This window comes from Acetivibrio cellulolyticus CD2, assembly GCF_000179595.2.
GTDB classification, from domain to species: domain Bacteria; phylum Bacillota; class Clostridia; order Acetivibrionales; family Acetivibrionaceae; genus Acetivibrio; species Acetivibrio cellulolyticus.
Genome location: NZ_JH556657.1, coordinates 122783 through 148294 on the forward strand (window position 1 = coordinate 122783; position 25512 = coordinate 148294).

General features: G+C 35.7%; 21 protein-coding genes and 3 pseudogenes. 10 read left to right on the forward strand and 14 right to left on the reverse strand.

From position 1 onward, the window contains the following. Window positions 1-11: 11 nt before the first annotated feature. From ACECE_RS0212665 to ACECE_RS0212680, 4 genes and pseudogenes are all read right to left on the reverse strand, one after another. Window positions 12-1568: an extracellular solute-binding protein gene (locus ACECE_RS0212665; RefSeq protein ID WP_010247618.1), complete on the reverse strand. Its 1557-nt coding sequence runs from the start codon at window positions 1566-1568 to the stop codon at window positions 12-14. After that, the gene (locus ACECE_RS0212670; RefSeq protein WP_010247619.1) at window positions 1549-2361 is read right to left on the reverse strand and encodes an ABC transporter permease; all 813 of its coding nucleotides are present in this window, start codon (window positions 2359-2361) and stop codon (window positions 1549-1551) included. The genes ACECE_RS0212665 and ACECE_RS0212670 overlap by 20 nt, the downstream gene beginning before the upstream one ends. Beyond that, window positions 2358-3149 (reverse strand): ABC transporter permease, encoded by a 792-nt coding sequence (locus ACECE_RS0212675; protein WP_010247620.1) that lies wholly within the window; start codon window positions 3147-3149, stop codon window positions 2358-2360. The genes ACECE_RS0212670 and ACECE_RS0212675 overlap by 4 nt, the downstream gene beginning before the upstream one ends. Window positions 3150-3559: 410 nt before the next feature. Next, window positions 3560-4648 (reverse strand): annotated as a pseudogene (locus ACECE_RS0212680) (ABC transporter ATP-binding protein); the annotation flags it as partial. Between the two features lie 296 nt (window positions 4649-4944). On the opposite strand from ACECE_RS0212680, the gene ACECE_RS31760 reads away from it, so the two are divergent. Then, window positions 4945-5145 (forward strand): DUF6512 family protein, encoded by a 201-nt coding sequence (locus tag ACECE_RS31760; protein WP_268871019.1) that lies wholly within the window; start codon window positions 4945-4947, stop codon window positions 5143-5145. Here ACECE_RS31760 and ACECE_RS0212685 read toward each other — a convergent pair. The 4 genes and pseudogenes from ACECE_RS0212685 to ACECE_RS30150 form a co-directional block, all read right to left on the reverse strand. Next, window positions 5142-5552, reverse strand: coding sequence for a hypothetical protein (locus ACECE_RS0212685; protein WP_010247624.1), 411 nt, complete (start codon window positions 5550-5552; stop codon window positions 5142-5144). The genes ACECE_RS31760 and ACECE_RS0212685 overlap by 4 nt on opposite strands. Window positions 5553-5571: 19 nt before the next feature. Further along, on the reverse strand, window positions 5572-6261 hold the full coding sequence (locus tag ACECE_RS0212690; protein ID WP_010247626.1) for a hypothetical protein: 690 nt from the start codon (window positions 6259-6261) through the stop codon (window positions 5572-5574). 109 nt (window positions 6262-6370) lie between these two features. After that, the gene (locus ACECE_RS0212695) at window positions 6371-7162 is read right to left on the reverse strand and encodes a hypothetical protein (RefSeq protein WP_010247628.1); all 792 of its coding nucleotides are present in this window, start codon (window positions 7160-7162) and stop codon (window positions 6371-6373) included. A gap of 255 nt (window positions 7163-7417) precedes the next feature. Next, window positions 7418-8026, reverse strand: a pseudogene (locus tag ACECE_RS30150) (PfkB family carbohydrate kinase); the annotation flags it as partial. Between ACECE_RS30150 and ACECE_RS27445 the strand changes: the two are divergent. After that, window positions 8003-8713 (forward strand): FAD-dependent oxidoreductase, encoded by a 711-nt coding sequence (locus ACECE_RS27445; protein ID WP_456049018.1) that lies wholly within the window; start codon window positions 8003-8005, stop codon window positions 8711-8713. The pseudogene ACECE_RS30150 and the gene ACECE_RS27445 overlap by 24 nt on opposite strands. Before the next feature lie 544 nt (window positions 8714-9257). Here the strand turns inward: ACECE_RS27445 and ACECE_RS27450 are convergent. Both ACECE_RS27450 and ACECE_RS29395 read right to left on the reverse strand, forming a co-directional pair. Continuing rightward, window positions 9258-11681 carry an MFS transporter gene (locus ACECE_RS27450; protein WP_117385840.1) on the reverse strand — a complete coding sequence of 808 codons (2424 nt, stop codon included), beginning with the start codon at window positions 11679-11681 and terminating at the stop codon, window positions 9258-9260. A gap of 123 nt (window positions 11682-11804) precedes the next feature. After that, complete coding sequence (locus ACECE_RS29395) at window positions 11805-12353, reverse strand: TetR/AcrR family transcriptional regulator (RefSeq protein WP_010247644.1); 549 nt, start codon at window positions 12351-12353, stop codon at window positions 11805-11807. Between the two features lie 155 nt (window positions 12354-12508). On the opposite strand from ACECE_RS29395, the gene ACECE_RS29400 reads away from it, so the two are divergent. The 6 genes and pseudogenes from ACECE_RS29400 to ACECE_RS0212750 all read left to right on the forward strand — a co-directional run bounded on the left by ACECE_RS29400 (window position 12509) and on the right by ACECE_RS0212750 (window position 19491). Continuing rightward, window positions 12509-14491, forward strand: coding sequence for a stalk domain-containing protein (locus tag ACECE_RS29400; RefSeq protein ID WP_010247647.1), 1983 nt, complete (start codon window positions 12509-12511; stop codon window positions 14489-14491). Between the two features lie 805 nt (window positions 14492-15296). Further along, a complete protein-coding gene (locus ACECE_RS0212735) occupies window positions 15297-15587 on the forward strand; it encodes a hypothetical protein (RefSeq protein ID WP_010247651.1) in 291 nt (96 codons plus the stop codon). 101 nt (window positions 15588-15688) lie between these two features. Beyond that, window positions 15689-17182 (forward strand): annotated as a pseudogene (locus ACECE_RS27465) (ammonium transporter); the annotation flags it as partial. Window positions 17183-17317: 135 nt separating this feature from the next. Then, window positions 17318-17653, forward strand: a complete 336-nt coding sequence (locus ACECE_RS31765; RefSeq protein ID WP_328285608.1) for a P-II family nitrogen regulator — start codon at window positions 17318-17320, stop codon at window positions 17651-17653. Between the two features lie 237 nt (window positions 17654-17890). Continuing rightward, the gene (locus ACECE_RS0212745) at window positions 17891-18526 is read left to right on the forward strand and encodes a Fe-only nitrogenase accessory AnfO family protein (protein ID WP_010247657.1); all 636 of its coding nucleotides are present in this window, start codon (window positions 17891-17893) and stop codon (window positions 18524-18526) included. Window positions 18527-18537: 11 nt separating this feature from the next. Further along, the gene (locus ACECE_RS0212750) at window positions 18538-19491 is read left to right on the forward strand and encodes a hypothetical protein (RefSeq protein WP_010247660.1); all 954 of its coding nucleotides are present in this window, start codon (window positions 18538-18540) and stop codon (window positions 19489-19491) included. A 275-nt stretch (window positions 19492-19766) separates the two neighbouring features. On the opposite strand, the gene ACECE_RS0212755 is transcribed toward ACECE_RS0212750, so the two are convergent. Then, complete coding sequence (locus ACECE_RS0212755) at window positions 19767-21605, reverse strand: AMP-dependent synthetase/ligase (RefSeq protein ID WP_010247662.1); 1839 nt, start codon at window positions 21603-21605, stop codon at window positions 19767-19769. A gap of 402 nt (window positions 21606-22007) precedes the next feature. Here ACECE_RS0212755 and ACECE_RS29405 point away from each other — a divergent pair, with 402 nt between their 5' ends. Next, the gene (locus ACECE_RS29405) at window positions 22008-22430 is read left to right on the forward strand and encodes a hypothetical protein (protein ID WP_010247665.1); all 423 of its coding nucleotides are present in this window, start codon (window positions 22008-22010) and stop codon (window positions 22428-22430) included. A 52-nt stretch (window positions 22431-22482) separates the two neighbouring features. Here the strand turns inward: ACECE_RS29405 and ACECE_RS0212765 are convergent, their stop codons facing one another. Both ACECE_RS0212765 and ACECE_RS0212770 read right to left on the reverse strand, forming a co-directional pair. Then, window positions 22483-22998, reverse strand: a complete 516-nt coding sequence (locus tag ACECE_RS0212765; protein ID WP_010247667.1) for a hypothetical protein — start codon at window positions 22996-22998, stop codon at window positions 22483-22485. A 10-nt stretch (window positions 22999-23008) separates the two neighbouring features. Next, window positions 23009-23608, reverse strand: coding sequence for a TetR/AcrR family transcriptional regulator (locus tag ACECE_RS0212770; RefSeq protein WP_010247670.1), 600 nt, complete (start codon window positions 23606-23608; stop codon window positions 23009-23011). 198 nt (window positions 23609-23806) lie between these two features. On the opposite strand from ACECE_RS0212770, the gene ACECE_RS0212775 reads away from it, so the two are divergent. Next, window positions 23807-24544, forward strand: coding sequence for a dockerin type I domain-containing protein (locus tag ACECE_RS0212775; protein WP_010247673.1), 738 nt, complete (start codon window positions 23807-23809; stop codon window positions 24542-24544). A 43-nt stretch (window positions 24545-24587) separates the two neighbouring features. Here ACECE_RS0212775 and ACECE_RS27475 read toward each other — a convergent pair whose 3' ends face one another. Then, window positions 24588-25250: a protein kinase family protein gene (locus ACECE_RS27475; protein WP_010247676.1), complete on the reverse strand. Its 663-nt coding sequence runs from the start codon at window positions 25248-25250 to the stop codon at window positions 24588-24590. Between the last annotated feature and the right edge of the window lie 262 nt (window positions 25251-25512).

Below are 25512 nucleotides of genomic sequence, written 5' to 3' on the forward strand. Positions count from 1 at the left end.
TCTTATCTATATTATTTCACCCTGTAATATCCGGGTTTTATCGGTTTTCTAAAAATCCTATAACGATTGATCCAAATAATGATCAGAATCAAAACCAAGCAAATTAAAGCAAGTGCTTTAAGCCAAACAACTTTAGAAACATGATCAAAATTAAAACATCTCACATTAATCCACATCTGATTCAGTTGTGTATTGACATTATCTGGAATATACACCATTACAGCACTCCGATCGATAACATCCTTCGGCGGGTATTGGGCAAATAAAAGTCGTTTTGCCTGATCCTCAGAAGTTTTAATTACATATTTTTCATCCTCATCATCACCACTGAAAAAATAGCCCAACGGATATTCTACTGTATTTTCTTCGCCTTCTGCTCCAAATTTGTAGTTGATGTATTCATAGATTAAAGGATTATCTCCACCTGAAATGCTAGAGGTATAGCCGATGTAATTCATATTCCTGATTGCATTATCCGGTCTGGAAATAAAATTAATAAAGGCTTCTGCAGCTTTTTGCCTCTCCATATCGCCGTTTATTCCAGACTTAAGCATTACCCAACCATCAAGCCATAGATTGGTACATTCTTTAGGAACAGAATAATTCAATTTATAGCCTTCCTCTTCTGCCTGTTCCATTGTGTATACCCCGTCTCCCGACCACTGCAAATTGGCAACAATTTTTCCGGTAACCATATCTGCTTTACCACTATCGGTTTCAAAAGAATACACATTCTGTCTGATTTTCTGCAATAAATCCTCAGCCCTTGCAATAGTTTGCGGACTAGTATCATTCAAAAGCTTCGCCAAATTTTCAGAATAATCCCCACTGTTTATAAATTCCTTGCTAAGCAGCAAATCCTTATGTAATATAGCCAACGCAGGAAAATACGATTCTCTGACACTATCCTTTATAGTAACTCTTTTATTATATTTGGGGCTAGCAAGAAGCGACCAGCTTGAGGCATCCTCCTCACTTACCACATCCGGATTATATACAATTCCAATAGTGCCCCACATATACCCTGCTGCATAAGCTCTCCATGGCTTACCATCAATCTTGTTGCTGCTGAAAATCCCTTTAATATATGGTGATACTCCGTTTATATAATAATTATACTCATTGGATGTATCAAAAAAACTCTCTGACAGCGGCTCCAGTCTATTCTCTTTCAAAAGCTTCGAAAACATATAATCAGACGGACAAACAAGATCATAAGTATCTCCAAGAATAATTTTGCTATACAGATCCTCATTGGTACCAAACGTTGAGTATTCAACTTCCACATGCTTGCCATAAGTATCATAATACCAATCCTGAAAATCCGAAATCAAGCCATTTTCACTTGTAATTGTCTCGCTGTCAAGCTCTATCTTTCCGTCATCACCCCAGTCGCCTTGATCGATATATTCTTCCCAATTGCCGATTTTCAAAACGATTGTATCATCAGTCGCTGCATTCACTTCCGACACTTTAGGTACTCCAGACAATAATACTATAAAAAGAATCAATCCCAATAAAAGCAAAGAACATCTTCTGCTTTCTCTTTTAGATTTTATTTCTGCCATTCTTCTCACCAGCCTTTCTATTGGTAGTAATGTTACTAATAAGTACTGCAAAAAGAATGATTGCAAAAATTAAAGCCGATAATGCCCAAAGTGCAGTTTTTAGCTCTGTATTGGAACCTTTTGTCGCATTAACCACATAGGTACTGATAGTATTAAATGTTGCAGGTTTTGTATATGTAGTAATAAAATAATCGTCCAAAGAAAGTGTTACCGCCAATAAAAATCCTGAAACAATACCTGGGATAATCTGTGGAATTGTAATTTTTATTAGCGCCTGTCTCGCACTAGCACCTAAATCAAGGGCGGCTTCGTAAAGATTATGATCCATTTGTTTCAGTTTTGGCACAACGGAAAGATAAACAAACGGAGAAGCCATAACAACATGACCTACGATCAAGGGTATAAAGGAATCTTTATTAAAACCCAACACAACAATCAGTAATACGCAGATAGAAAATCCGGTTACAACATCTGCATTAACAACAGGAATCTGATTGGATGTAACCACAAAACCTCTCATTCCTTTTTTTGAATAAAAAGCGCCAATGGCACCCAATGTTCCCAAAATCGTAGAGATAATTGCACATTGTAAAGCCAAGGTCAAGGTTCCTATAATCATCTCGAGTAATTCCGGTGTAGTAAAAAGCGTCACATAATTTTGAAAGGAGAAATTGCCCGAAGCCCCAATTATCGGAGTATCCAAAAAACTATAAACTGTTAGAATCAGAATAGGGAAATACATAAAAAGCAATACAATTCCAAGCCATGAAGAACCTACTATTTTCTTAATCATAGAATTGCCTCCCTTTCTGGTTCATTTTCACTAAATCCTTTTGTTGCCCACGTTATGATAAATATGATCATCAACAACACAATGGATATCATTGAACCGCTGTGCCAGTCATAAGCATTGAAATAGCTTCCAATTAAACTACCCATTATATAGGTATTATTATAAAGCATGTCAAGGATTACATAATTGGTCATTGCTGGTAAAAACACCATAGTAACACCACTTATAATTCCAGGTAATGAAAGCGGCAATGTAACCTTGGTAAATGCGCCTAATTTGCTTGCACCAAGATCATATGCTGCTTCTAAAAGGTGGTTGTCAAGCTTCATTAGAGTTGTATATAGAGGTAAAATCATAAACGGCAAATAATCATATGTCATACCAATTATGGTATTCAAAAACGGATGGTAAGCCAGATTTCCTTCCAACATAGTGAGAACTTCCTTTAAAGCTAAGACTCTCAAGGTAAAGTTAATCCACATCGGAACTATAAATATAGCCAGCAAAATTGTTTTTTTCTTCATTTTACTTCGTGCAAGTATGTAAGAAACCGGATAAGCTATCAACAAACACACACAGGTGGTTGTAACCGATATCAGAATACTATAAAACAGAGTTCCTATTGTATTGCTGCTACTAAAGAAACCTGTCAAATTTGCTATTGTAAATCTGCCATCTCCGTTTGTAAAGGCATAATAAAATATAACAACAAGCGGTGCAATAACAAAACATATCAGAAATAATGCATAAGGGATGCACAATTGTTTACGCGAAAACTGATATTTCATATATGTTGCTCCTCCATTGCATTAAGTGACAAATCAATGCTTTCTTTCGGAATAAGGATACTGACATAGTCATTTTCATTCCATAAGCTCTGGTCATGCAGATGAATATCTTCTCCGCTTTTTGTACGAACAATATAATGATAATGGTCTCCCTTATATATAAGAGAAACAATATGCCCTTTTGTTCCACCCGCATCGATATCATCACTCATGGATGGAGCAGCAACAGGAACTTTTACCGTTACAGAACTTCCAATGACATTGATCCTGTTTCCATCCTTATCGCACAAATTATTATTGCTGATACTTGATCCCGGATATAATTTCGTAATATTGCAATCGAATTCTCCGTCTGCAAAAGCTACTTTATCGATCGCCGTTATAACACCTTCATAAATGTTAATATTGGTTTCTGCATGAATAACATGAATTCCGTCAGGTTCAATCCTAAGCCCCAGTAATTCTCCCACTCCTGCATTTTTTGTACTTTTTACCAAAATTTCATTATCTCCGGACTGAACGGTAATATCATAATGCATTCCCTTAAAATTAACAGCTTGCACATTTCCTTTTATTTGCCCATTTTCAGGGGTTGTCATTTCTATGTCTTCAGGTCTTATTACGACATCCACATCTGACCCAATACGTAAATCATCAAGGCATGCGAATTCAGCTCCACAGAAACGAACCTTCTTATTTGCGCACATCTTGCCGTTAAAGATATTGCTTTCTCCGATAAAGTCAGCAACAAAGACTGTATTCGGTTCATTATAAATCTCTTCCGGTGTTCCTATCTGCTGAATCATACCGTCGCTCATTACAACAACCTTGTCTGACATAGTAAGAGCTTCTTCCTGATCATGTGTTACATAGATAAAGGTAATTCCAAACTTTTCGTGCATGGATTTTAGCTCCAACTGCATTTCCTTGCGCATCTTTGAATCCAAAGCACCAAGCGGTTCATCCAACAATAAAATTTCCGGTTCATTTACAATCGCTCTTGCAATGGCAATCCTCTGCTGCTGCCCACCGGAAAGAGTAGAAATATCTCGCTTTTCAAAACCTTCCAAATCAACAATTTCTAATACACGCTTCACTTTTTCTCTAATTTCTGTATGGGATAGTTTTTCTTTCCGAATAAGAGTTTCACCCTCATTATTTTTATAAGTTACATCTACATTTTTCATTTTCAGACCAAATGCAATATTATCGAAAATATTCAGATGAGGAAACAATGCATATCGTTGGAATACTGTATTGATAGGCCTTTTGTTAGGCGGAAGAACACTGATATCCTTGCCATTTAAGAGAATATGACCCTCTGAAGGAAGTTCAAATCCCGCTATCATTCGTAACGTTGTTGTCTTGCCACACCCCGATGGGCCCAAAAATGTTACAAACTCTCCCTTTTTTACTTCAAGGTTAAAATCCTTGACAGCAACAAAGTCGTCATAGCATTTTTTGATGCCTTTTAATTCAATAATGTTTTCGGAAATAATATTATTCATAACAATCCTTTCCTAAAAAGAGATGATCCTCTTATGATAAAAAGCAACAAAGTCAAGTCATTCAAATGCCTTGGCTTTATTGCCTTGATTTTTGTCATCATTTATTGCTATATCTACGTAACATGTATGATTTTATCACACAAAGCCAAATAGCGTCAATGCTGGAATTCTTATTGTTATTAATTAAAGGATAATATCCTCCGGAGCTTTATTCACCACTGTCTCCTTTGATAACAATATAGTAGCAAGTAGAAAAAGAAAAGAATCCGCCATTGCTTTCACTAGATTTGTTATTATTTCTAACCAAAATGGCCCAATGCATGGCGCTTCATCTATACAAATATGCTCGGTTCAGCCAGTATTGCCTGTATTTTTCTGTTGCAATACTAATCCTATTAGCAGTCACTTTCACTGTTTTCACCTTTGCTCGACCGCATTTTCCATTGTTCCAGGATTCGACGACCGGAAAATATGGCTTTTTTGGTTAGTCTCTATTTACCGGAGAAAAAACAATTTCAATTTCTCCTTTTTCAAAAATCCTGCCTTCTTTATCTTCCTGCAAATTCAGGTTTGGCAACACTTTTACCTTAGAGTAAAGTACCATCTTTCCTTTCTTACCTTTATCAATCATAAATCCTTTTCTATTGGAAAGGTTTTTCTTTAAATCATCTACATCAATAACTTCGTTTATATCTTTATGGGCTCCCATTTTCTGTTCAAGTTCAATTAAAAACGGAAGCTTTACTCTTAAATTTTCTATACACATTACAGCCGAACTTTTACCCAACTCTGTACCATTTTTAGCAGCAACTTCAGATATATAGTCAACAGCACTCTGAATTTCGTTATGTATTGCCAGAATCATCTCTGTCAGATGAGGTTCATTGCTAGCCATAAAATTATACTCCCCCTTGTTATAAAACAATAGTTTTAAAGTTTATCTCAACTTCACTTGTTATATCGGTTTTAACGGTCAAATACTCTGGTCCCCTGGCATTAACAGGTCTTACAACCAGCTTCCCTCCAATGAAGTCATTTCTTGACCCCAAAAATTTGGAACTGTTTTTTGAGGTCTTCTTTTGTTCTTCAATCCTCATAGTAAGTTTGGCTGAAACCTTACCATTATCAACCAGGACCCTTGGTATTCCTCTAGAAACAACATACCTAAGACCTTCCTGCTTTAACGAAGCAATCCGCATTAAAACTGCTCTACTTATGTTTTTATATCCCATTTCCGTTATCTCAAAGCCATTCTTATTCTCGATATAATCCCCTTTTATCATATCATACCCGCATATTTCTCTAATGCAGGGCATCTCTGAATTATTTTCACCAACAGGTACATAAGGCATACCCGGCTCTACCGAACTCTTTTCATCTGGAATGCCTGGATCAGTAAAAAGCCTGGTCAATTCTGATTTAACTTCATCATCTGAAATATATGCTTTAGAAAACGCTTCAAGTGACATTACTAATGCCATGTTCAACTCCTGAATCTTCTCTTCCTGCTGGATTTGGCTGACTATAACGGCATTGAGGGTTTCAGTGATCAGAAGAGTAGTGAAATCTGAAAATCCCACTTCTTCCAGACGTGTATTCCCCATAATAAAGTTCCACCTCCCTATGCAATTTTTGTTAAAAAGTTTGCCTTTGAGGCAAACTTTTTAACAAAATCAAACCTTTTTTATTTAATTAATATACTGTAAAACCGTATTATGCGTTAAGCGGTAGGTAATCAGTTTTAAAATCTATCTGAACACGGCCATAAATCTGTACTTGACTTCCTGAAATATCTCTGTTGGACTCATTTGTAGTAGATATGTTGACACTCCTATAAGAAGTTGAAGCTGAAGCTTTAACCCATGGACTCAGAAAAGATCCGGTTTTAGCTTTTGCCCTGAAATTAAAATCACTTCTGTTATAATTTGAGGTATTCTTTTCATAAAATGTAGATCCATATGTATTGAAGGTAAGTCTTGTTTCAATAACTCCATGCTCTACTACAAGACGAAGTACTCCTAATTTAACCATCTCTTTTAATAATGAATACTTGTCTGCCGATATACGTTTAGCAACAGCATCTAAAATTGCATCATATTTATTTTTAATTACATCACCATCACTAACCACATTGCCCTGCACTTCGTTTCCATTTTCGTCCTTTACTGCTATAGCATTGTTCAAAGCAGCTGCCTGCGAAGCATCAAGAGTTGCAGTGCTGTCATTTGCCACAACTGTCCCTGAATCACTCTCTTTGTCGGGTAAAACCTTAGCCAGAAACTGCAGTATAAGGTCTCCTCCTATATCATCCTTGGTGTCATTAATAAAAGTACTTAGCGACTTGGAAACCTGATTCAGAAGGTCAATGTAGGCCTCAGTCTGTCTGATATTGGCCGACACAATAGCATCAAAAGTATCACTGATCAGCTTGGCAGTGAACTCCGGAAAGCCAATCTCGCCCAACCTGGTCGCCTCTGTTACAGCTGCTTGCGTTCCATTTGCCATAATAAACTCCTCCTTTTTTTAATTATTTCAAAAGACTCTTACTATGTTTCCAAAATTACATATACTATATAATTCTACTATAATTATACATCTCCCGCATTATTGTTTCAAACATTTTCTTTATAATTTTACAGTATTATCCTCAAAAGTGTAATCTGATTTTATTTTTTTGTACGTACAATCAATTTTATAGATAAAGAAGAAGACCCAAGGGTCAGTACGTGCTAACCCTTGGGTCTTCCAATTGCTATTCAACTATCTCTGTACTCTACCCGAAGCATCTCCACCTGCTAAAGCCTTTACTTCAGCTATTGAAACAAGATTGAAGTCGCCTTCTATTGAGTGCTTCAAGCAGCTTGCTGCAACAGCGAATTCAATGGAAGCCTGCGGTTCATATCCGTTGATTTGAGAGTATATCAAGCCTGCACCAAAGGAATCTCCACCGCCAACTCTGTCAACAATATGAACATTGTACTTTTTGGAGAAGTAGAATTCTTTTCCGTCATACAGCATAGCGGACCAGATATTGTCGCTGGCAGAAAGGCTTTCTCTGAGCGTTGTTGCAACCATCTTGAAACCATACTTTTCAACCATCTTTTGTGCAACCTGTTTATATCCATCATGACTGAGCTTTCCGCCTGTTACATCAGTATTTTCAGCCTTAATACCAAATATCTTTTCAGCATCCTCTTCATTGGCGATGCAAACATCTATATATGGGGTCAGCTTTGTTACTACTGCTTGAGCTTCCTCGCTGGTCCAAAGATTCTTTCTGTAGTTTAGGTCAAAGCTTACGGTTATTCCCTTTTCCTTTGCCTTTTTGCATGCTTCAAGACAAATTTGGGCAACATTTGGTCCAACACTTCAATTGGAACCGTCATAGGAATTGATGAAATGTTTCGGGATGGATATAAAGCAATCTTTATTGGTACAGGAGTTTGGAAGCCAAACAGCCTGGGTATCAAAGGTGAGACTCTTGGGAATGTGCATTATGCAATAAATTATCTGACAAATCCCGATGTTTACAATCTTGGAAAATCAGTAATCGGTGCAGGCAACGCTGCAATGGATGTTGCAAGAACCGCTCTTCGCAAAGGAGCAAAAGATGTTACCGTATTTGCCAGAAGCAAGCGCTTATCTGCAAGCCCACGGGAAATAGAATATGCAAAAATTGATGGCGTGCATATTGAATTTGACAAAACCCCTATTGAAATTACAGACCAGGGCGTAATTTTTCAGGATATGGCTTATGATGAAAACGGCAAAGCTTTCAAGGCAGAAGGCAGTCAAAAGCTTTACTCAGCTGATAGTATCATTATATCCATCAGCCAGGGCCCCCGTAACCGCATAATATCGACCACGCAAGGTATAGATGTCGCTGCAAACGGCTTGCTGCTGACTGATGAAAACGGTTCTACCACCCGCAAAGGAGTATTTGCTTCCGGTGACGTAGTAATGGGTGCCAAAACAGTAGTTGAAGCCGTAAGCTATTCTAAAGAAGTCGCAGATGCCATGGATGAATACATGAAGAATAATCATTTTTCTTCTTAGATAATAAGGGGTTTTTATAAACTGTATTAAAGCTATAAATCTTTTTTGGAGAATCTTTCATAAAAATTTGATCAGAACTTATCGCTTATGTAAATATACAAAAAAAGAACAAAAACTATACTATTCGATTGAGATAAATTGAATATTCCTTAACAATGTTCAATATAGGAATTCACAATTTAAACAAGCTGTACTCAGCTTCTTTTCAAGAGAGGGCTTGTGTTGTATGCAAAAAGAAGCATAAACAAAGTAGATGCCGCAATTATAAGTATATATGAAATTGTTGATTGTATATTCTTTTGCATAACAGTCTCCTATGTTTTTAATTTATATTTTTCGACAAATCATTGCATAAAGTTAACTTTTTTTTAATTTCGGACTGATCATTTATTTCTTCTATTTCTTCTATTCGATTAATTTCCATAATATCACAATCAACTATATCAATATTTTCTCTTATAAACAAAAAGTTGCTGCTTATGACCTATTCCAGACCATTAACAGCAACTTTGTATTTAATGTCATCTATAAGTAACGCATTTTATTATTCCTCACTGCAAACTGCCCCAAGACATTCTTCTTCCTTTTTCTTTGTATACAGTGTCAATATTAACAGTGCAACTATAGATGCTATAGCTACAGTGAGATACACCTGTTTAAAACCTTTATTAAGAGTTGTCTGGAACTCACTTTCAATATTAGCACTTATATTGTCAATCGCTTTTAAATAATCATTCTTTGCTGTTTCAAAAGCACCGGGAACAGCAGCTTTCAAGGTATTCATTTTAGATATTGTATCCTTCATGTCTTTTTGTGCCAATTTAATTGAATCTACTGCTTTTTCCATATCAACCTTACTTTTTTGAGCATCTGCTATTTTAGTCTCCAATGTTGCTATTGCAGTCTTTAATTCTTCTATTTTCTTTTCAACATCTTTTGCAGATTTTACATCTTTAAGTTGCTCAAGAACACTTTCAGGCATTTTACTCTTTACCTGCTCCGGTATCATCTCAAGAATACTTTTCGGCATTTTACTTGTTGATGGCATTTTACCCGTTGATGGCATTGCGCCCATCGTTGGCATTGTTACTGTTGACGGCATTGTGCCCATCGCTGGCATTGTTCCTGTTGACGGCATTGTACTGGACATCTTTGATATTGTCGCATATAGGCCTTCAAGTTGCTTCAAAGCCTGTTTTTGAGAATCTACAGCTGTTTGCATACCTTTAATACCCTCACCGATACCACTAGATCCTTTCTCCATTTCAGCTATGGTATTATCCATATCAGTCATACCACTGCTCATTGAATCAATACCCTTTTGAATTCCATCTTGAATTTTAGCAATCATTTCCGGATTCTTTTCATCAAACATTCTAGAAGTAAGTGTCTTACTGTTCGCCGTGATGGTAGTAACATCAGAAGATCTCATAAGGTCAACAAGATCCTCCGGCATTTTATAATCACCTTTACTGCTCATGTCAATCTTTACAGAAGTCATGGAAGTTAAATCCGGCATTTCAACATTAGCAAGTTTATCCTTCATGTTTGGATTAGCTTTTAGCTCATTGATCTTTTCTGTCAGTTCTTCAGCATATGGTAATGCAGGCACCTTGATTTCTGTTGGAAACAACCCCATTACATTTGTTTGAACGTTTGCGCCAGCATGTGATATAAACCCGATCATAATTGCAGGACCAATTACTGTTCCAACCGAACGGATAAGTGAAAGTGTAGCTAGAGCCGAGTTGGATTCCTCTTTCTTAGTATTTTCAAGCATCATGTAGTTTAGCGGTGTTCCGATGGTAAATCCCATACCAAGTCCTATAAGAATGAGGCTTATAACAACTGTCAGAGTGCTCGGATGGTTTGTTGTAACAAAAACCAGGAAAAGTCCTCCAATCGCTGAAACAAGAAATCCTAATCCTAAAATCAACTTAGCACCAAATTTATCAATTAAAGTACCTGACATTGGTGCTCCCGCACCTGCAAATAAACCTAGGATAATTACGAAGTACCCGCCGCTTCCTGAAGCAATTTTAAGAGCATTTTCAGAAAACTGAGGTACAAAAATCATTCCCATCATTACTATACCTACAACAAACGAAAGTATTAACGTTACCACTATTCTTGGATTCGTAAAATAGCTGAGGTTCATAACTGGGTCTTCCGCCTTCTTTTCAACTAGTATAAAGATCGGAAGAAGAACAGCAAATATAATCAGGAATACATAAACATTTGGGTTAGCTACTGTTGTAAGGAAATTAAAAAAGTCAATATTTTTCAGACCATACATTAATGACAACACCATAGATGTCAGTATCAAAATCCCCCATATATCTGTCTTTTTAACTTCTTTTTCACGATTATTTGTAAGGAAAATAAAACCTGCAACAAGTATAAACACTGTAATAGGCAAGTTTACATAGAAAATAAACTTCCAATTATTTTTGCCAAATAAGTCCAATATTGCACTACCAGCTGATGCGCCGAATATATTAGCCACTCCATACGTTCCTCCCACAAGGCCTAACGCCATACCACGTTTTTCAGGAGGAAAAGTTGTTCCAAACTCAGCAGTAGCAATAGGCATGATGCCTCCACCACCAAGAGCCTGTATTACTCTGGCGAAAAGCAGGAATGAAAAACTTCCAAGTTCCTGGGACACTCCACATAATAGTGAACCTAATCCAAAAAGGAAAATACACGAGAGATAAATATATTTTCTTCCATATTTATCAGCCAACTTACCCATGATTGGAATACTCGCAGCATAAGCCAGAGTGTATATAGTGATCATCCATATACCTGTCTTGTCTCCAACCATAAGGTTATTTTGTATTACCGTTCTTGCAGGGGTTACAATTCCTGTGTCAATAGCCCCCATGAATATTCCGGCCAGATAAATGGCCATAATCATGCCGAAATTAGTCTTTTTAGTCTGATTTTTTTTCGTTAGACTTTCCATAGCTACCATTCCTTTTCTATTTAGTTTAGATATAAATCTATTTTTAATGCTTTGCATATAATTTACTTACCACTTTGGTTTTAAATTATAACAAGCAAATATATGTGAATTATGTTCACTTAACTACTCCGATTTCAATATTGATAAAATAACAGGTTCTAACGTTTTAAATTCTACGTTTCCCTGATAAGAATATGAAACAAACAACTTACATATTACATCCGCCAAAAGTTTAGAATTCTTATCTTCATTACCTTCTTGAATAAGTAAAAATATTTTCTCCAATAATTCCTCTGTAAAAATATTTCTATGGCATTTTATCTTCGAAAACTCATCTATATTGAACATAAATGAAAAACTATCTAGCAATATATTATGAACATCATTCATAAAAATGCACAGTTCTGTATAAATTATTCCCAATTTGCCAATTAAGCTAACCTGGTCTTTTATTCCTTGTTCTACGCATCTAAACATTACCTTCCATTCATTATCAAGAATTTCTTCAATAATCTCATGTTTGGATTTGTAGTAGTTATATAGTGTTCCGGTGGCTATACCGCATCGTGAAGCTATATTTCTGATATTAAGTTTTTCATATCCTGACTCTGCGAGCAACTTCCTTGTTGTAATCAATATATCCTGCTTTATATTTGGTAAAGTTTTAGGCAATAATTTCACCTCCTTTTAACGAACAATGTTCATTATACTCCAATCATATATATTATGTCAAAGGTCCTGTAGTTGTTTTTGGTAAAAAACATATTTTCCATATTCGCTAATAATAGTATAATGGAATCTATATATTCAATACTGGAGGAAATTATATGAGATTTAAACTATTGACAGCTGTGCTGTTTGGAGTTTTATGTATGATTATTACCAGATCACTGGTATTTGCATCGACTCCAAAGGTCTATATCGGTAATGAAGAAGTGGTATTTGATGTTTATCCTATAGTTGAAAACGGAAGAACGCTGGTTCCTTTAAGAGCAATTTTCGAGAAACTAGGAGCAACTGTTAAATGGGATGAAAAAACAAAGACTGTAACTGCTGTAAACGAGGATACAGAATTGATAATGAAGATTGGCAGCAAAACAGCTGATATAAACGGAAGCACTATTAAATTGGATGTACCGGCCAAAATAGTGGATTCCAGAACACTTGTGCCACTTAGATTTGTCAGTGAATCCTTTGGAGCAGCGGTTTATTGGGATCCTTCAGATTCTGGCATATTGATAAGTCTTACAGAACCCACTTACAAGGGTGAAAGGAATACAATACAAGCAATAAACGGTTCAGGTATCTGCCTATGGCCAGATGGAACCAGATATGAAGGAGAATGGGTATATGGAAATATGCATGGCAAAGGTATTATGTACTATCCAAACGGAGAAACTTATGAAGGTCATTTGTGGAATAACCAATTAAGTGGTACCGGAAAATACACGTGGAACACCGGTGACATCTATGTAGGTGAGTGGTCAGAAGATTATAGAAATGGTATCGGTACGTATTGTAATAAAAACTCATACAAGATAGTATCCGATTTTAGTTATGGTGAAATGGCAGGCGCTTCATATGCGATTTCAAATGATGATGTTATCGAGCTAATGTTTCCAGGCACCTGGTACTTTAACCAGCCTAACAAAGATGATATTTTATCACTCTACATTGAAGAGGGCGTAGAGCTTAGTGTCAAGAAGTCGCAGGGTGGCAAAGACTATAGCAGTTTATCCATTGAAGATATATATCAATCCTTCCTGGATTATTATGAAATTGACAAAAGCCGAGTTAGTGCAACTGACTTAAAGAAATACACTATAGACGGCTGCGAAGCTATAAAGTTTACTTACAAGCCTAAAAGCGGAGGAATTGTGAAAGTGATCCTTATTAAGACAGGCAAAAAGTATTATTCGATTAACTTATTTCTTAAAAACTCAGAATTGGCATCTACCTATAAGGCCGATTCAGACTTGATAATGAACAATATCAAGGTAAATACAGGGTATAAGGAAATAACAGTATCAAATGTTCAGGAACTGCTTGATTCCATAGGCTCAAACAGAAAGATAATTTTAAAACCGGGAAGGTATAACTTATCTGAATACGGAAACTATGATGTTTCAGATAACAGACATATCAAATGGGTTGATACATATGATGGTAAAGAGCTTATAATATACGATGTAAACAATCTTACAATAGAAAGCAAGGATTATAAGGAAACAGAAATCAGCATCGAGACTTACTATTCGGATGTGCTAAGTTTTAAGTTCTCAAAAGGGATTACCCTAAATAATATCACCATGGGTCATTACCCTGACAAAGGTTATTGTGCCGGAGATGTTGCTTCATTCGATTATTGTTCCGACATTAGTATTAATAATTGTGACTTTTATGGGTGTGGAACTTACGGTATTTCTGCAATTGATGTCAATAATATGCTAGTGAGCGGTTCCATTATAAGAGACTGTTCCTATGGAATTATGGACTTAGGATACTGTAAAAGTATCAACTTTGAAAACAACATTTTTAAAGATAATGAAGAATTATGTATGGTTAACATGTGCAGATGTGAAGATATTTTATTTAAAGCTTGCAGCTTTACTAATAATAAGTCTTCGAGCACCTATTCATGCAATATGTTTGAACTCGAACGCTGTGGTATAATCTATATAAATGATAGTAATTTTATAGACAATAAGTTGCAATCTCTAAAAAACAAAGATTCAGAAATCATATTTAATAACTGTACTTTCAAGAATAACGCTTTTTCGGCTCCAGAGGTTACAAGTAAAATGAAGTAGTTATACTATTTCCAGATCGCTTCACCATGTAAATGGGCTTGTAGAACTTCGTATTTTATAAGCCCATCTACTTGATCTTCCAACAATTTTAAGCCACAAATTTCACACCACTACATAAGACTATATGTAAAAAGGTATAGGCCTATAACACTAATATGATCCTGGTAATTCTTTCTTTTACCATACCTTCATATCAGTTACTGTATCAGGAACATCCCTAGTCAATAGTCCTAATTTCTTTTATTTATCCAATTAGGCTAGTATAGAAATTGCACCAAACTGTTTCATCAAATTCAAGGCGTTCACCTCTACCTGAAAAATATTTTCGGACTATTTTCTCAATAACTTGCATAATAATTCAGCCTTAATTTTTGAAAGTTCACCGTCTTCTAAAATCATTTTAATGCAACTCGCCTCAAAATGCTACAAAATCATTCTTAGAGCCGCAAATATCTCAGGTTGTACGGCATTATCCTAAATCCACCGAAACTACACATTTGTGAATTTTATTTTTTTGCAACTTGCATTTTTATCAAATAACATATTGACAATATTATAATATGCTAGTAATATTAAATTAATAAATGCGAGGGTGCTTACAGCAAAAACTGTAGCACCTTTTTTATACTCTTTTTGATGTATGAATCGCAAATCTAAAAAACATATGTGCTACGGTCGACAAATGGACGACGTTGTCAAAATGGTTAAAGCTATGAAATGCTTTCTGCCATTTGATCACGTCGTTTTTTATAATAACCATAGCACCTCTGTTTGTATCTAACTAAAATGAAAGGGGTGTCTTTTGATGGATCAGTATACTATTCAGACTTCTAAACAAAAGAAAATATTTGTTATGGCTGGACTTTTTATATTAGCAACCTCAATAACTTTACTAGGGTTTGCACTAAGCATTTTTAGCCTGATCAACAATATTAGTTTCACCGTACTTAGCTCCCAAATTCCTGGCTTTGTTTTCGGTCTGGCAATAACATTTCTTGGAGCAAGGTATTTCTTAGCAGTCAAGAAACTAAAAGTTGAAGTTTTTAAGGAAGAAACACACTTTTCCTGGAGTAATTTCAAAAAAAGCAACACGTAATTTAAAGTTCAAAAATGTAATGATTATTAAACTAAGGGGTGATATTTATGAAAAATCTAAAAAAACTTTTCTTCTTTATTTTTACAGTATGTTTTTTCACAATGATACTTGCTGTCGGGGTCTGGGCTGATCCTACCGGTTCCTCGTACATTGCAACTACAGGCAAGGAAACTCTGAACGATGTTGCAACCACAGCTAACAAGGCGCTTTTGGGTGCAAACTATGTTTGGGTAATGATTTGCGGCTTTATGGTGTTCTTTTTCCAATGCGGTTTTGCCATGGTTGAAACAGGCTTCTGCCGACGAAAGAATGCTGCCCATACCATGACAATGAACTTTATGGTATTTTTGGTTGGGGCAATCGGTTATTTTCTCGTAGGCTTTGCTTTGCAGTTTGGCGGGTCAGGCGGCTCAGCCAACCTTGGCACCGGTGGCTCAGTGCTTAATGCAATGCTTTCAATCCCGGGACTAGGTGGGATAATTGGATACAAAGGTTTTGCGTTGAGCGGAACATATGATGCAGGCATATATGCACTGTTCTTCTTCCAAATGGTATTTATGGACACAACCGTTACCATTCCTACAGGATCTATGGCTGAAAGAATAAAATACTCATCGATGGTAATAACAGCTTTCTTTATATCCATGTTCCTTTATCCGTTTTTCGGCAACTGGGTATGGGGCGGAGGATGGCTTGCTACTCTTGGCTCTAACTTTGGATTAGGTCATGGTGTTGTGGATTTTGCAGGTTCTGCTGTTGTTCACTCAATGGGAGGTATGATTGCATTGTCAGGCGCTATAGTTATTGGTCCAAGGATCGGAAAATTCAAAAAAGACGGAACAGCAAGAGCCTTTCCTGGTCATGATATTCCAATGGCAATTATCGGTACTATCATTTTGTTCTTCTGTTGGTTTTCATTCAATGCAGGCTCAACACTCAGTGCATCCGACTTCAGGCTTTCGGTGGTTGCAACAAACACTATGATAGCGGGTGCTATCGGTGGTCTCACAGCAATGTTTTACATGTGGGCAAAATACGGCAAACCCGACCCATCAATGACAGCCAACGGAGCACTTGCTGCACTGGTTGCCATCACAGCACCTTGTGCATTTGTAAATGCTATTTCATCATTCATAATCGGTCTTGTAGCTGCTATCCTGGTTTGTATTTCCGTACCATTTGTAGAAAACAAATTAAAAATTGATGATCCGGTCGGTGCAATTTCAGTTCACTGCGTCAACGGTCTCTGGGGTGTAATAGCTGTTGGACTATTCGCTGACGGTAAATATGGTGATGGACTCAATGGCGTAGCTGGTGGAGTAACAGGTTTGTTCTTTGGTAATGGTTCACAGCTTATCGCACAGCTTATTGCAGTAGCTGTACTATTTATATGGGGTTTTGGAGTATCCTTTATTTTCTTCAAAGTTCTTGATAAAGTATGGGGACTCAGGGTATCACCCGAAGATGAGCTTGAAGGTCTTGATATACCTGAGATGGGAGTTCTAGCATATCCAGACAGTCAGCTTATAAGAAGCGATCTTGACTATGATTCAACCGACAATGCAGATATCAAGCAGCTTGCCAGATTTAAGAAAAGTAAACTGCCAAAAAAACCAGATGCCACTGCACCTGTTGCTAAAAAAGTTAGTATTGATAAAGCAGTTCCCGTCCAAGTTATTTCTACAAGCGGACCTGCTGTAGGATCAGACATCAAGATAAGCAAAGTTACAATAATTACACGGCAGAATAAATTTGAAGCCCTAAAAGCTGCTTTGAATGAAATAGGTATTGCTGGTATAACCGTCACTCAAGTATTAGGCTGCGGTATTCAAAAGGGTAAAACTGAATTCTATAGAGGTGTCGAAGTAGAAATGAATTTGCTTCCAAAGGTTCAGATTGATATTATAGTTTCCAAAGTCCCTGTAAGACAAGTGATAGAAACCGCTAAAAAAGTCCTTTATACCGGAAATATTGGTGACGGTAAGATATTTATATATGATGTTGAAAACGTTGTAAGGGTACGTACAGGCGAAGAAGGCTATGACGCTTTGCAGGATAATATCTAAAAGCTATAGGTTAATACATTAAATAATTCAACATTTTAAGGCATACTGAAAATATAACTTCGGCTAAATTTTCACCCTCCCCTTATTTGTCCACAGAGGCCTCTGTTGCATTGGCGAACCATGCAACGTTAGCCGAACAATCATACATGTGAAAAATCCGAAGTTATTTTCAGTTATTCCTTAACCCCACAAATGTTTATGTGACAACTTTGTGATAAATATATTGGAGATGATAACATGTCAACTAAGATAGCTGTTTTTTTTGATGAAGATAATAAACCCTCATCAGTTTTTAAGCCTAGTACTGTTAAAGTTATAGAAAAGTTTAATAATGAATGGGTCACTGACAGAGAAATTCAAGTATTTTTGGATATGAAAAAAGGAATTGTAAACTTCAGAAAAGACCTTTTAGATTTCGTTTCCCTTATAAAAGATGCTACTGTAATTCTTGCTGCCGAAGTTTCAGGCATACCCTATAAAGTTTTCGAACAGGAGGGCTTTGATATTTGCGAAAATGAAGAATTCTCAATAGGACTTTTGGATAAAATACTCGAAGCAAAAAGTAATAATGATATATGCTGCGAAAGTCCTGATGCTTACATTGATACAACACCTGTTGAAGGTGAAATTGCAGGTAATTATTTCTTGGATCTAAAGAAGCTTCTTGCTAAAAAAACTTCGCTGACTTCAAAACAAGCCTTGCTTCCTTTCTTAAAAGAAACGCCATTCCATGTATTGGAGGTTTTATGCAGCCATGCTCCACCATGGTTTGATTTTGAGCTTGATAAATTAGCTCTTTGTAAAGAGACAACAAAAATATCAGAAAACGAGTATATTGTGAAGATATACAAAAAGACTTGCAACTGTGAATAGAGGTGACTAAAATGATTTGTAATCTACAAACCAGATATGGAATTATTAGCGGTGTATCATATTGTGAATACTATGAAGACAATATTATAAAGGAGTGTACTTTAAACACGTTTAACCAGATAAAAACAAATTATGGTGTCTTGACTCCTCAATTTGATGATAGTAAAGACCGCAAGAAATTTACCAATTCCATTTCTTATTATAAAAGCGGTGCTTTAAAAAGTATTTCATTAAATAATCAAACATATATTAAAACTTCAACAGGAACTTTCCCAGCAGAATTGCTGACTTTTTACGAAAGTGGCTCAATCAAAAGGTTGTTTCCCTTAAACGGAAAAATAACTGGCTATTGGGATGAAAATGACGAATATAATATATCTCCTCTACTGGATTTGAATTTGGGATTTGGAAAAATTAAAACCAAGGTTATATCTATTTATTTTTATGAATCCGGCAATATAAAAGGCCTTACACTATGGTCCAAAGACTCTTTGACAGTTCCTTTGCCCTTTGGAGAAGTTAGTGTAAGAATTGGCATAACCTTCTATGAGGATGGAACAGTTAGTTCCTTTGAACCAAGTGTTCCGACAAGCCTCAATACCAAAATAGGCAGAATTATAGCCTACAATACTTTAGCTTCAGGCATAAATGGTGATTTAAACTCTGTAAACATAAATAAAGACGGTACCATTGAGTCACTTATGACGTCTACCAATAAAATTATAGGAACAACCTCCAAAGGTAAAAAGCTATGTTTTGGGCCAAAGTTAAAGCCAAATCCTTTAATTTTAGGAAAGTCGGAACTTGTTCCATTGATTATTGAGTTTAACAAAAATAGAGTTTTATTTAATAATAAATATAAATACAAGATTTCAAATTGCGTTTTTGAAGTAACAGAAAGCACGCTTATTGACGAGCTTGTAAGTTGCGGCAAAAATTGCAGCACTTGTAGTGGTTGTCATTAGGTTTTATAAATACACAATCTCCTCAGTTTTTGCATCTTTCACTTCGTTCGAAAGAGTCGTAATAAAGCTTTCAGGGGTGTGATCCTGAAAGCCCTTGTTCCCCCATCCCTTACCAGCACTACAAATACCTCATTAACAGCCAACACTCAAATTCTTTACTCGTTCATTGAAAGATATCACATATTTTAATCTTTTACAGTTAACCTTCCTTTTGATAGTGATAAACAGCTGTGCTATAGCCTCGCCTGTGACTTCTTCATCTAAATATAGTAATCCTATTTAGCAGAATTTAATTTTTCGATAAATTTCCCGTTTGCTTTTCTCATATCAATACCAGCTTTGCCTAGAGCAGAATTAATTTTCTCCAGTTCTACAGGTCTTTTGATTTTAAGAGTAGTAGTTTTAACTAAATCCTCATTCGTTAATACAAAATACCTAATAATTTTGTATTTAGGAAGCATATTATTGATGCTTTTTATTGCCTCTCCAAACATTGATGCCAATTCTTCATCGGAAGGGGTATTTTTTTTGTCCGACCTAATCGCATCCATATCAACTACCAGTTCTGCACACGCTTGTATATCTCCGTCCGGGGTTCTATTTCCCCATGCAAAAGAATCTTTAACGTAAGGATGGTCATTTAATAAAACTTCATATTCTTCAGGAAATGCTTTTTTACCATTTGTAAAGACGATCATTGACTTGGCGCGTCCGGAAATTTTAATAATTCCATCTCCATCTATGCTGCCAAGGTCTCCTGTTCTGAACCATCCCTTTTCATCAAGGACTTCCCTTGTTGTGTCTATATCCTCATAATAACCCAACATTACGTTTTTGCCCCTGACAATTATTTCTCCCATACCGTTTTCGTCAGGATTGTCTATTGCAACTTCAATATCACAAAGTGGTGGGCCAATAGTACCGGGTTTGTTTACAAAGTCATTATTTGTGGACACTACCGGGGATGTTTCTGTGAGTCCATAACCTTGCAATAGTTTCAAGCCCAATTTATCAAACCCCTTAATTACTTCAGGGTCAAGCGGTGCTGCTCCAGAAATAACAAGCCTCAATCTTGGACCCAACTTATTGAAAACACTTTTGAAAAATTTCCTTCTTAAATCAATTCCCATTGATCTCAATATTTCCGAGACCTTTATAAGCAGATTTAAGGTTTTTGCTTTTCCGGACTTTTCTATTCCACTCTGCAGTTTTCTATACATTGCTTCTAAAATGGCTGGAACTGCAACAAGTACTGACACTCCATATTCCTGTAAATTTTGTGCAACATATTTTATACCATCACTAAAGGCAACACATATACCGCTATGAACCATGAATGCCAAACCTATTGTATTTTCAAAAGTGTGATGTAATGGTAAAAGTGAAAGGTAAACATCTCCTGGATAAACTTTTATGGCACCTGTAATGCTTGTAACATTTGCCGCTATGTTAGTATGAGAAAGCATAACACCTTTGGCAAGGCTTGTTGTACCCGATGTAAAAAGCAGTATAGACATTGCTTCCCTATCGATGCGAGATTCAATAAAACTCATATCTTTATTGCTTATATGTTGTTCTCCCATTTTAATAAGATGAGGAAGACTTAAAAATTTATCATCTTCCTGACTGATATCTTCCATACAAATAAAATGATTTATTCTGGTATTGTTTTTTGAGATACCGCACATTATTTCATGGTAGGTTGGACTATAAAAAATGGCCTCAACCTTACCCCGTTCAATCAAATTCTCAATTTCAACCGGTGGAAGATATTTATCCATGGGAACTGCTATACCAGTACCATTTACTATGGAATAATAAGCAACTCCCCACTCATACCTGTTTTCTCCTATTATTGCAATCCTTTTACCCTTTAATCCTATGGAAATAAGAGCAGTACCAAGATTATTTATATCTCTTTCAAAGTCAATATAACTTCTACTAACTATCTTTCCATTCTTATCCTTAAATTTAAAAGCAGGTGCATCACCATAATTTTGGGCACTTTTTTGTATGAGTTCTTTAAGGTCGTTTACCTTTCTGGTCTCATAACATCCTCTTCCTCTTACAATCAGTCTCCCGTCTTCTGAGAAAATATCTACACATTTTTTCAACCTTTTCATCTCCCCATATTAAGCGTCTTATAAATTCTTTAATCAATATATCCTATACGCAATAAAATCATAAATTTACTAAAGTCGTTTATATTCTTATTATTCATTCAACTCTGATATATTTTTATTATTTGCTATATCAAGGTATCATAATTCAATAAATATATAAACCCCAGCTGAAAAATATAGATAACAAGCACTATAGTTAAATGGATTGAGGTTTATGAGGATTTATTCTTTAAGGGTTATATAAACGGTAATGCTACATTATTAAACCCAGAAAAATACTATTATGTCACCCAGGATATTCTATTATGTTATGAAAAGCCAGACAAGAATTCAGAAATTGCCATAAAATTAAAACGAGACGAAGAAATCTATCTTGTAGAAAAGTTGGATAAAATGGGACAGGTGTGGCTTAAGATATACGACCAATTCGGCATAAGTGGGTATATCCAAGGCAATGCTCATATTCAACCAAATGAGTTTAAACCATATAAGGCATATATTGCTGAAGACACAGTAGATGTATATAAAATACCTAGGATAAGTAGTTCTGACTTTTTTACAACACTTAATAAAGGAAGAGAGATTACTGTAATGAGAGTTGTAGATCATGGAGATATTAAGGGATGGTTAGAAATAACTGTATATGACAAACCAGGTTATATCCCCCGCAGTACAAGAATTGAAGCAGTATCCAATCCAAATAAATATAGTACAAAAAGCAGTTCAGCTGATTATCTTAGTTGCCGTAAGTTTACGATTATTGGCATTATGCTTATTATAATGTCTATAATAGTGTTTTTTGTTTCTCGCCATTAGTACTATTTATCTATCCTATTCTTAGTTGCGGGATTAAGTATGATATTAAAGGTCAGTTAAATATGATTTTGTATTGTTTTGAAACTCTCTTATAAAATAGAATAATGTTTAAAATAGCTATGCTTCCAAATATAATTCTAAAAGGAATATCTGAGGTTTGAAGACCAAACGTTATTCCATTGAGATCTCCTCCCCCTCCTACAAACAGAGATAATACAGATATATAAATGGGATCAAGTATCATAAAACATAATGTAATATAATAAAGAGAAATCAATATCGATCTGCTTTTCAATTTACAGACATATGGTGAAAACGCTAAAATGTACCCTATTAATATTGTTACGATACTACTTAGCCCACTAAATAAAGCCATACTAATACCTTCTAGTCCTCTGTCATTTATAACAATCTGGATTCCCCAAATTCCTACAAACCGGACTCTCTCGAAAACACCAAACAATAGTGCTAACAATAGATGAGTTCCTTCGTGGACAATATAATAACTTATAATTGCTGTAAGAATGCCTGCCCATTGTTTTATTGATTTTAACATTCTATTTTTCATGAAAATCTCCTTATTTTAGGTATAATCTAAAAAATTCTTGTACATGCTTGGCAATTAAATTTAGTGCCTCATCTATTTTTTCTGTCTTCGCATCATAACGTAAAAGAAGAACCATGACAGGCGAATAAAACTGCAATGCCATTATCTCAGGGTCGGCACCATCTATTCTTCCTTCACTAATTAACTGCTGAAAAACTTTTGTTTGATAGCGCAATGTTTTTTCCATAAAAGTCTCGATAAAAACAGCGTTTAGTTCCACGCTTTTGTATTGTTCAATAATCATCATCTTTCGAAATTTTGACAAAATATCATCAGTCAGATAGAATTCAAAAAGCCTGCAGTAAATTTTCTGAATGTCTACTGAAAAATTAGAATCATCCTGCTCTTCATGTCCAAATGAATGAATCAGTTCCTGTTGCAATTGATTTACCCGTTCAGTTGATACCTGAATAATGGTATCAAATATCGCTTGTTTATTTTTGTAATGCTTATATATTGCACTTTCTCTTATTCCAATGGCTTTTGTAATATCTCTGACAGATACACTACTATAGCCATGAACTGAAAAAAGAGATAGTGCTTCAAACATAATTTTGTCTTTTGTCGTCATATCATTCTCCTTTAAGAAGCAAGTTAACAGTTGTTAACTTTTATTATAGTTAACAACTGTTAACTTGTCAATATAAGACATATATTTGTTATTAATTAACATAAAATACTTGTTGATAATATTGCTCTGTGATAGAATCATTTTAGATAATCTAGGATATACTGGGTTCACAGTTTAATTTTTTTTGGGGGTATAGTTATGAGAAATCTAATGCTAGTTTCATCCAAACAGAAGTACTTTATCTGGATTATGGTTTTAGTACTTATGGGAGTTATAATTTCGCCATCAACTGCTATAGCTAATGAAAATAGGGTGTATGATATAGGAGACATAAACCGGGATGGAAAGGTTAACTCGTTGGATTGTGGATATATGAGGGCATATCTGCTCGGCATGGAGGGATTTAGTGATATTGGACAACGTCTATGGGAAGCGGATGTTAATGGAGATGGTATGATTAATTCCTTAGATTTTGCATATTTTAGACTGTGGCTTTTAGAAGGAAAGCAATTCCCAAAAGTTAACAAAGTGGTAAATACAGTTATAACAACAATACAAAAGGAACCGTTATATTTAGTAGCAAACTCTCCATTTGCTGTATTGGAATTTTCTGTTATGCTACGTGATGAAGCTGGAAACCCACTAGCAGGAAAAACAGTACGATGTGATGAACCTGGTGAATTTTATAATGTAGAAAACCCTACTGAAACTGATGAAAACGGTTGTGCAACTTTTACATTTTACCAAGCACATACAGATCAAGTGCCGTTTCGTACCTATGAGGTTGATATAGGTATATACTTTGATGGAGATGAAGAATATAGTGCGGTTGAATATATTGCAAAAGCAATAATCTCAAATAATGGAGGACCACAGAGGACAACTTCGCCAAATACACCGACACCATCACCCACACCATCACAGACACCAAGGTAAATACTGATATTTTAGTAAAATAATCAGAATATAAAGGGAATTGCTACAAAATAGTAATTCCCTTTAAAATACCTAAAAAGCATTCTTTTCCTGTACACGCTTTGATTTGATAAACAAAGGTTTTAAATGTGCAGTTGCCAAGTTTTCTATCTATTGCTCTGGCCGCACCTTTTAATACTGTATCTTTTAAAGCTCTTAATTCGTCAGGGCGGGTATCCAAATGCCAATAAGTACCCTGTGCCCATAATTTTTCCGGTTTTTCACCCATAAAGGTTGCATGAAAATAAGCCAGCCATTTCAAACATAACTGCATTTCATTCCAAGCTATACTTTGCCTTCTCTTTTTAAAACCAGCCGTGTCAAGGTCTTCAAAAACCAGTAAAAACTCATCGTTCTGCCATTCAAAAGCATACCACCCTGGAACTCTGCATTCGTTCCCACATTTGCTGCTCCAATTCTCATAAAAAGCCATTTCTACTTTATAGGATTTTAGCTTCCTCTGAAATGAGTTATCCACACATTTGGATTGTACTGACCGTTTAGGCAAGCATACATTTTTTACTACCACATTTTTTATATCTGAACCAATTAGTCCATAACGCAATATTTTCCCATACCCTCCCCAAAGGTCCTGTACCTCTTCAATTTCATATAGTTCCCTTGAATGGGTAGACTTAAGAATTATCTTTTCAAAACTTTTATTCATAGTATTAAAACATCTCCTATATGTGCTTCTAATAGCAATTCAATCAAGCTATGGATTCATTATAATTCAAATATTCACGAAACAAACATTAACTTCTGCGAATGCCAAGCCAGTATCCGAAGTTTATTATAAAATTTACTGCAATATTGGTCTTGGAGACTCTCATCCTTTTCATAAACGAACCGAGTGAAAAGAAATTTCGCCGGAAGTGTAAGTAGCCACCAAATAGCTCGGCCGAGGTCATATTCTTCGGTTGAAACGC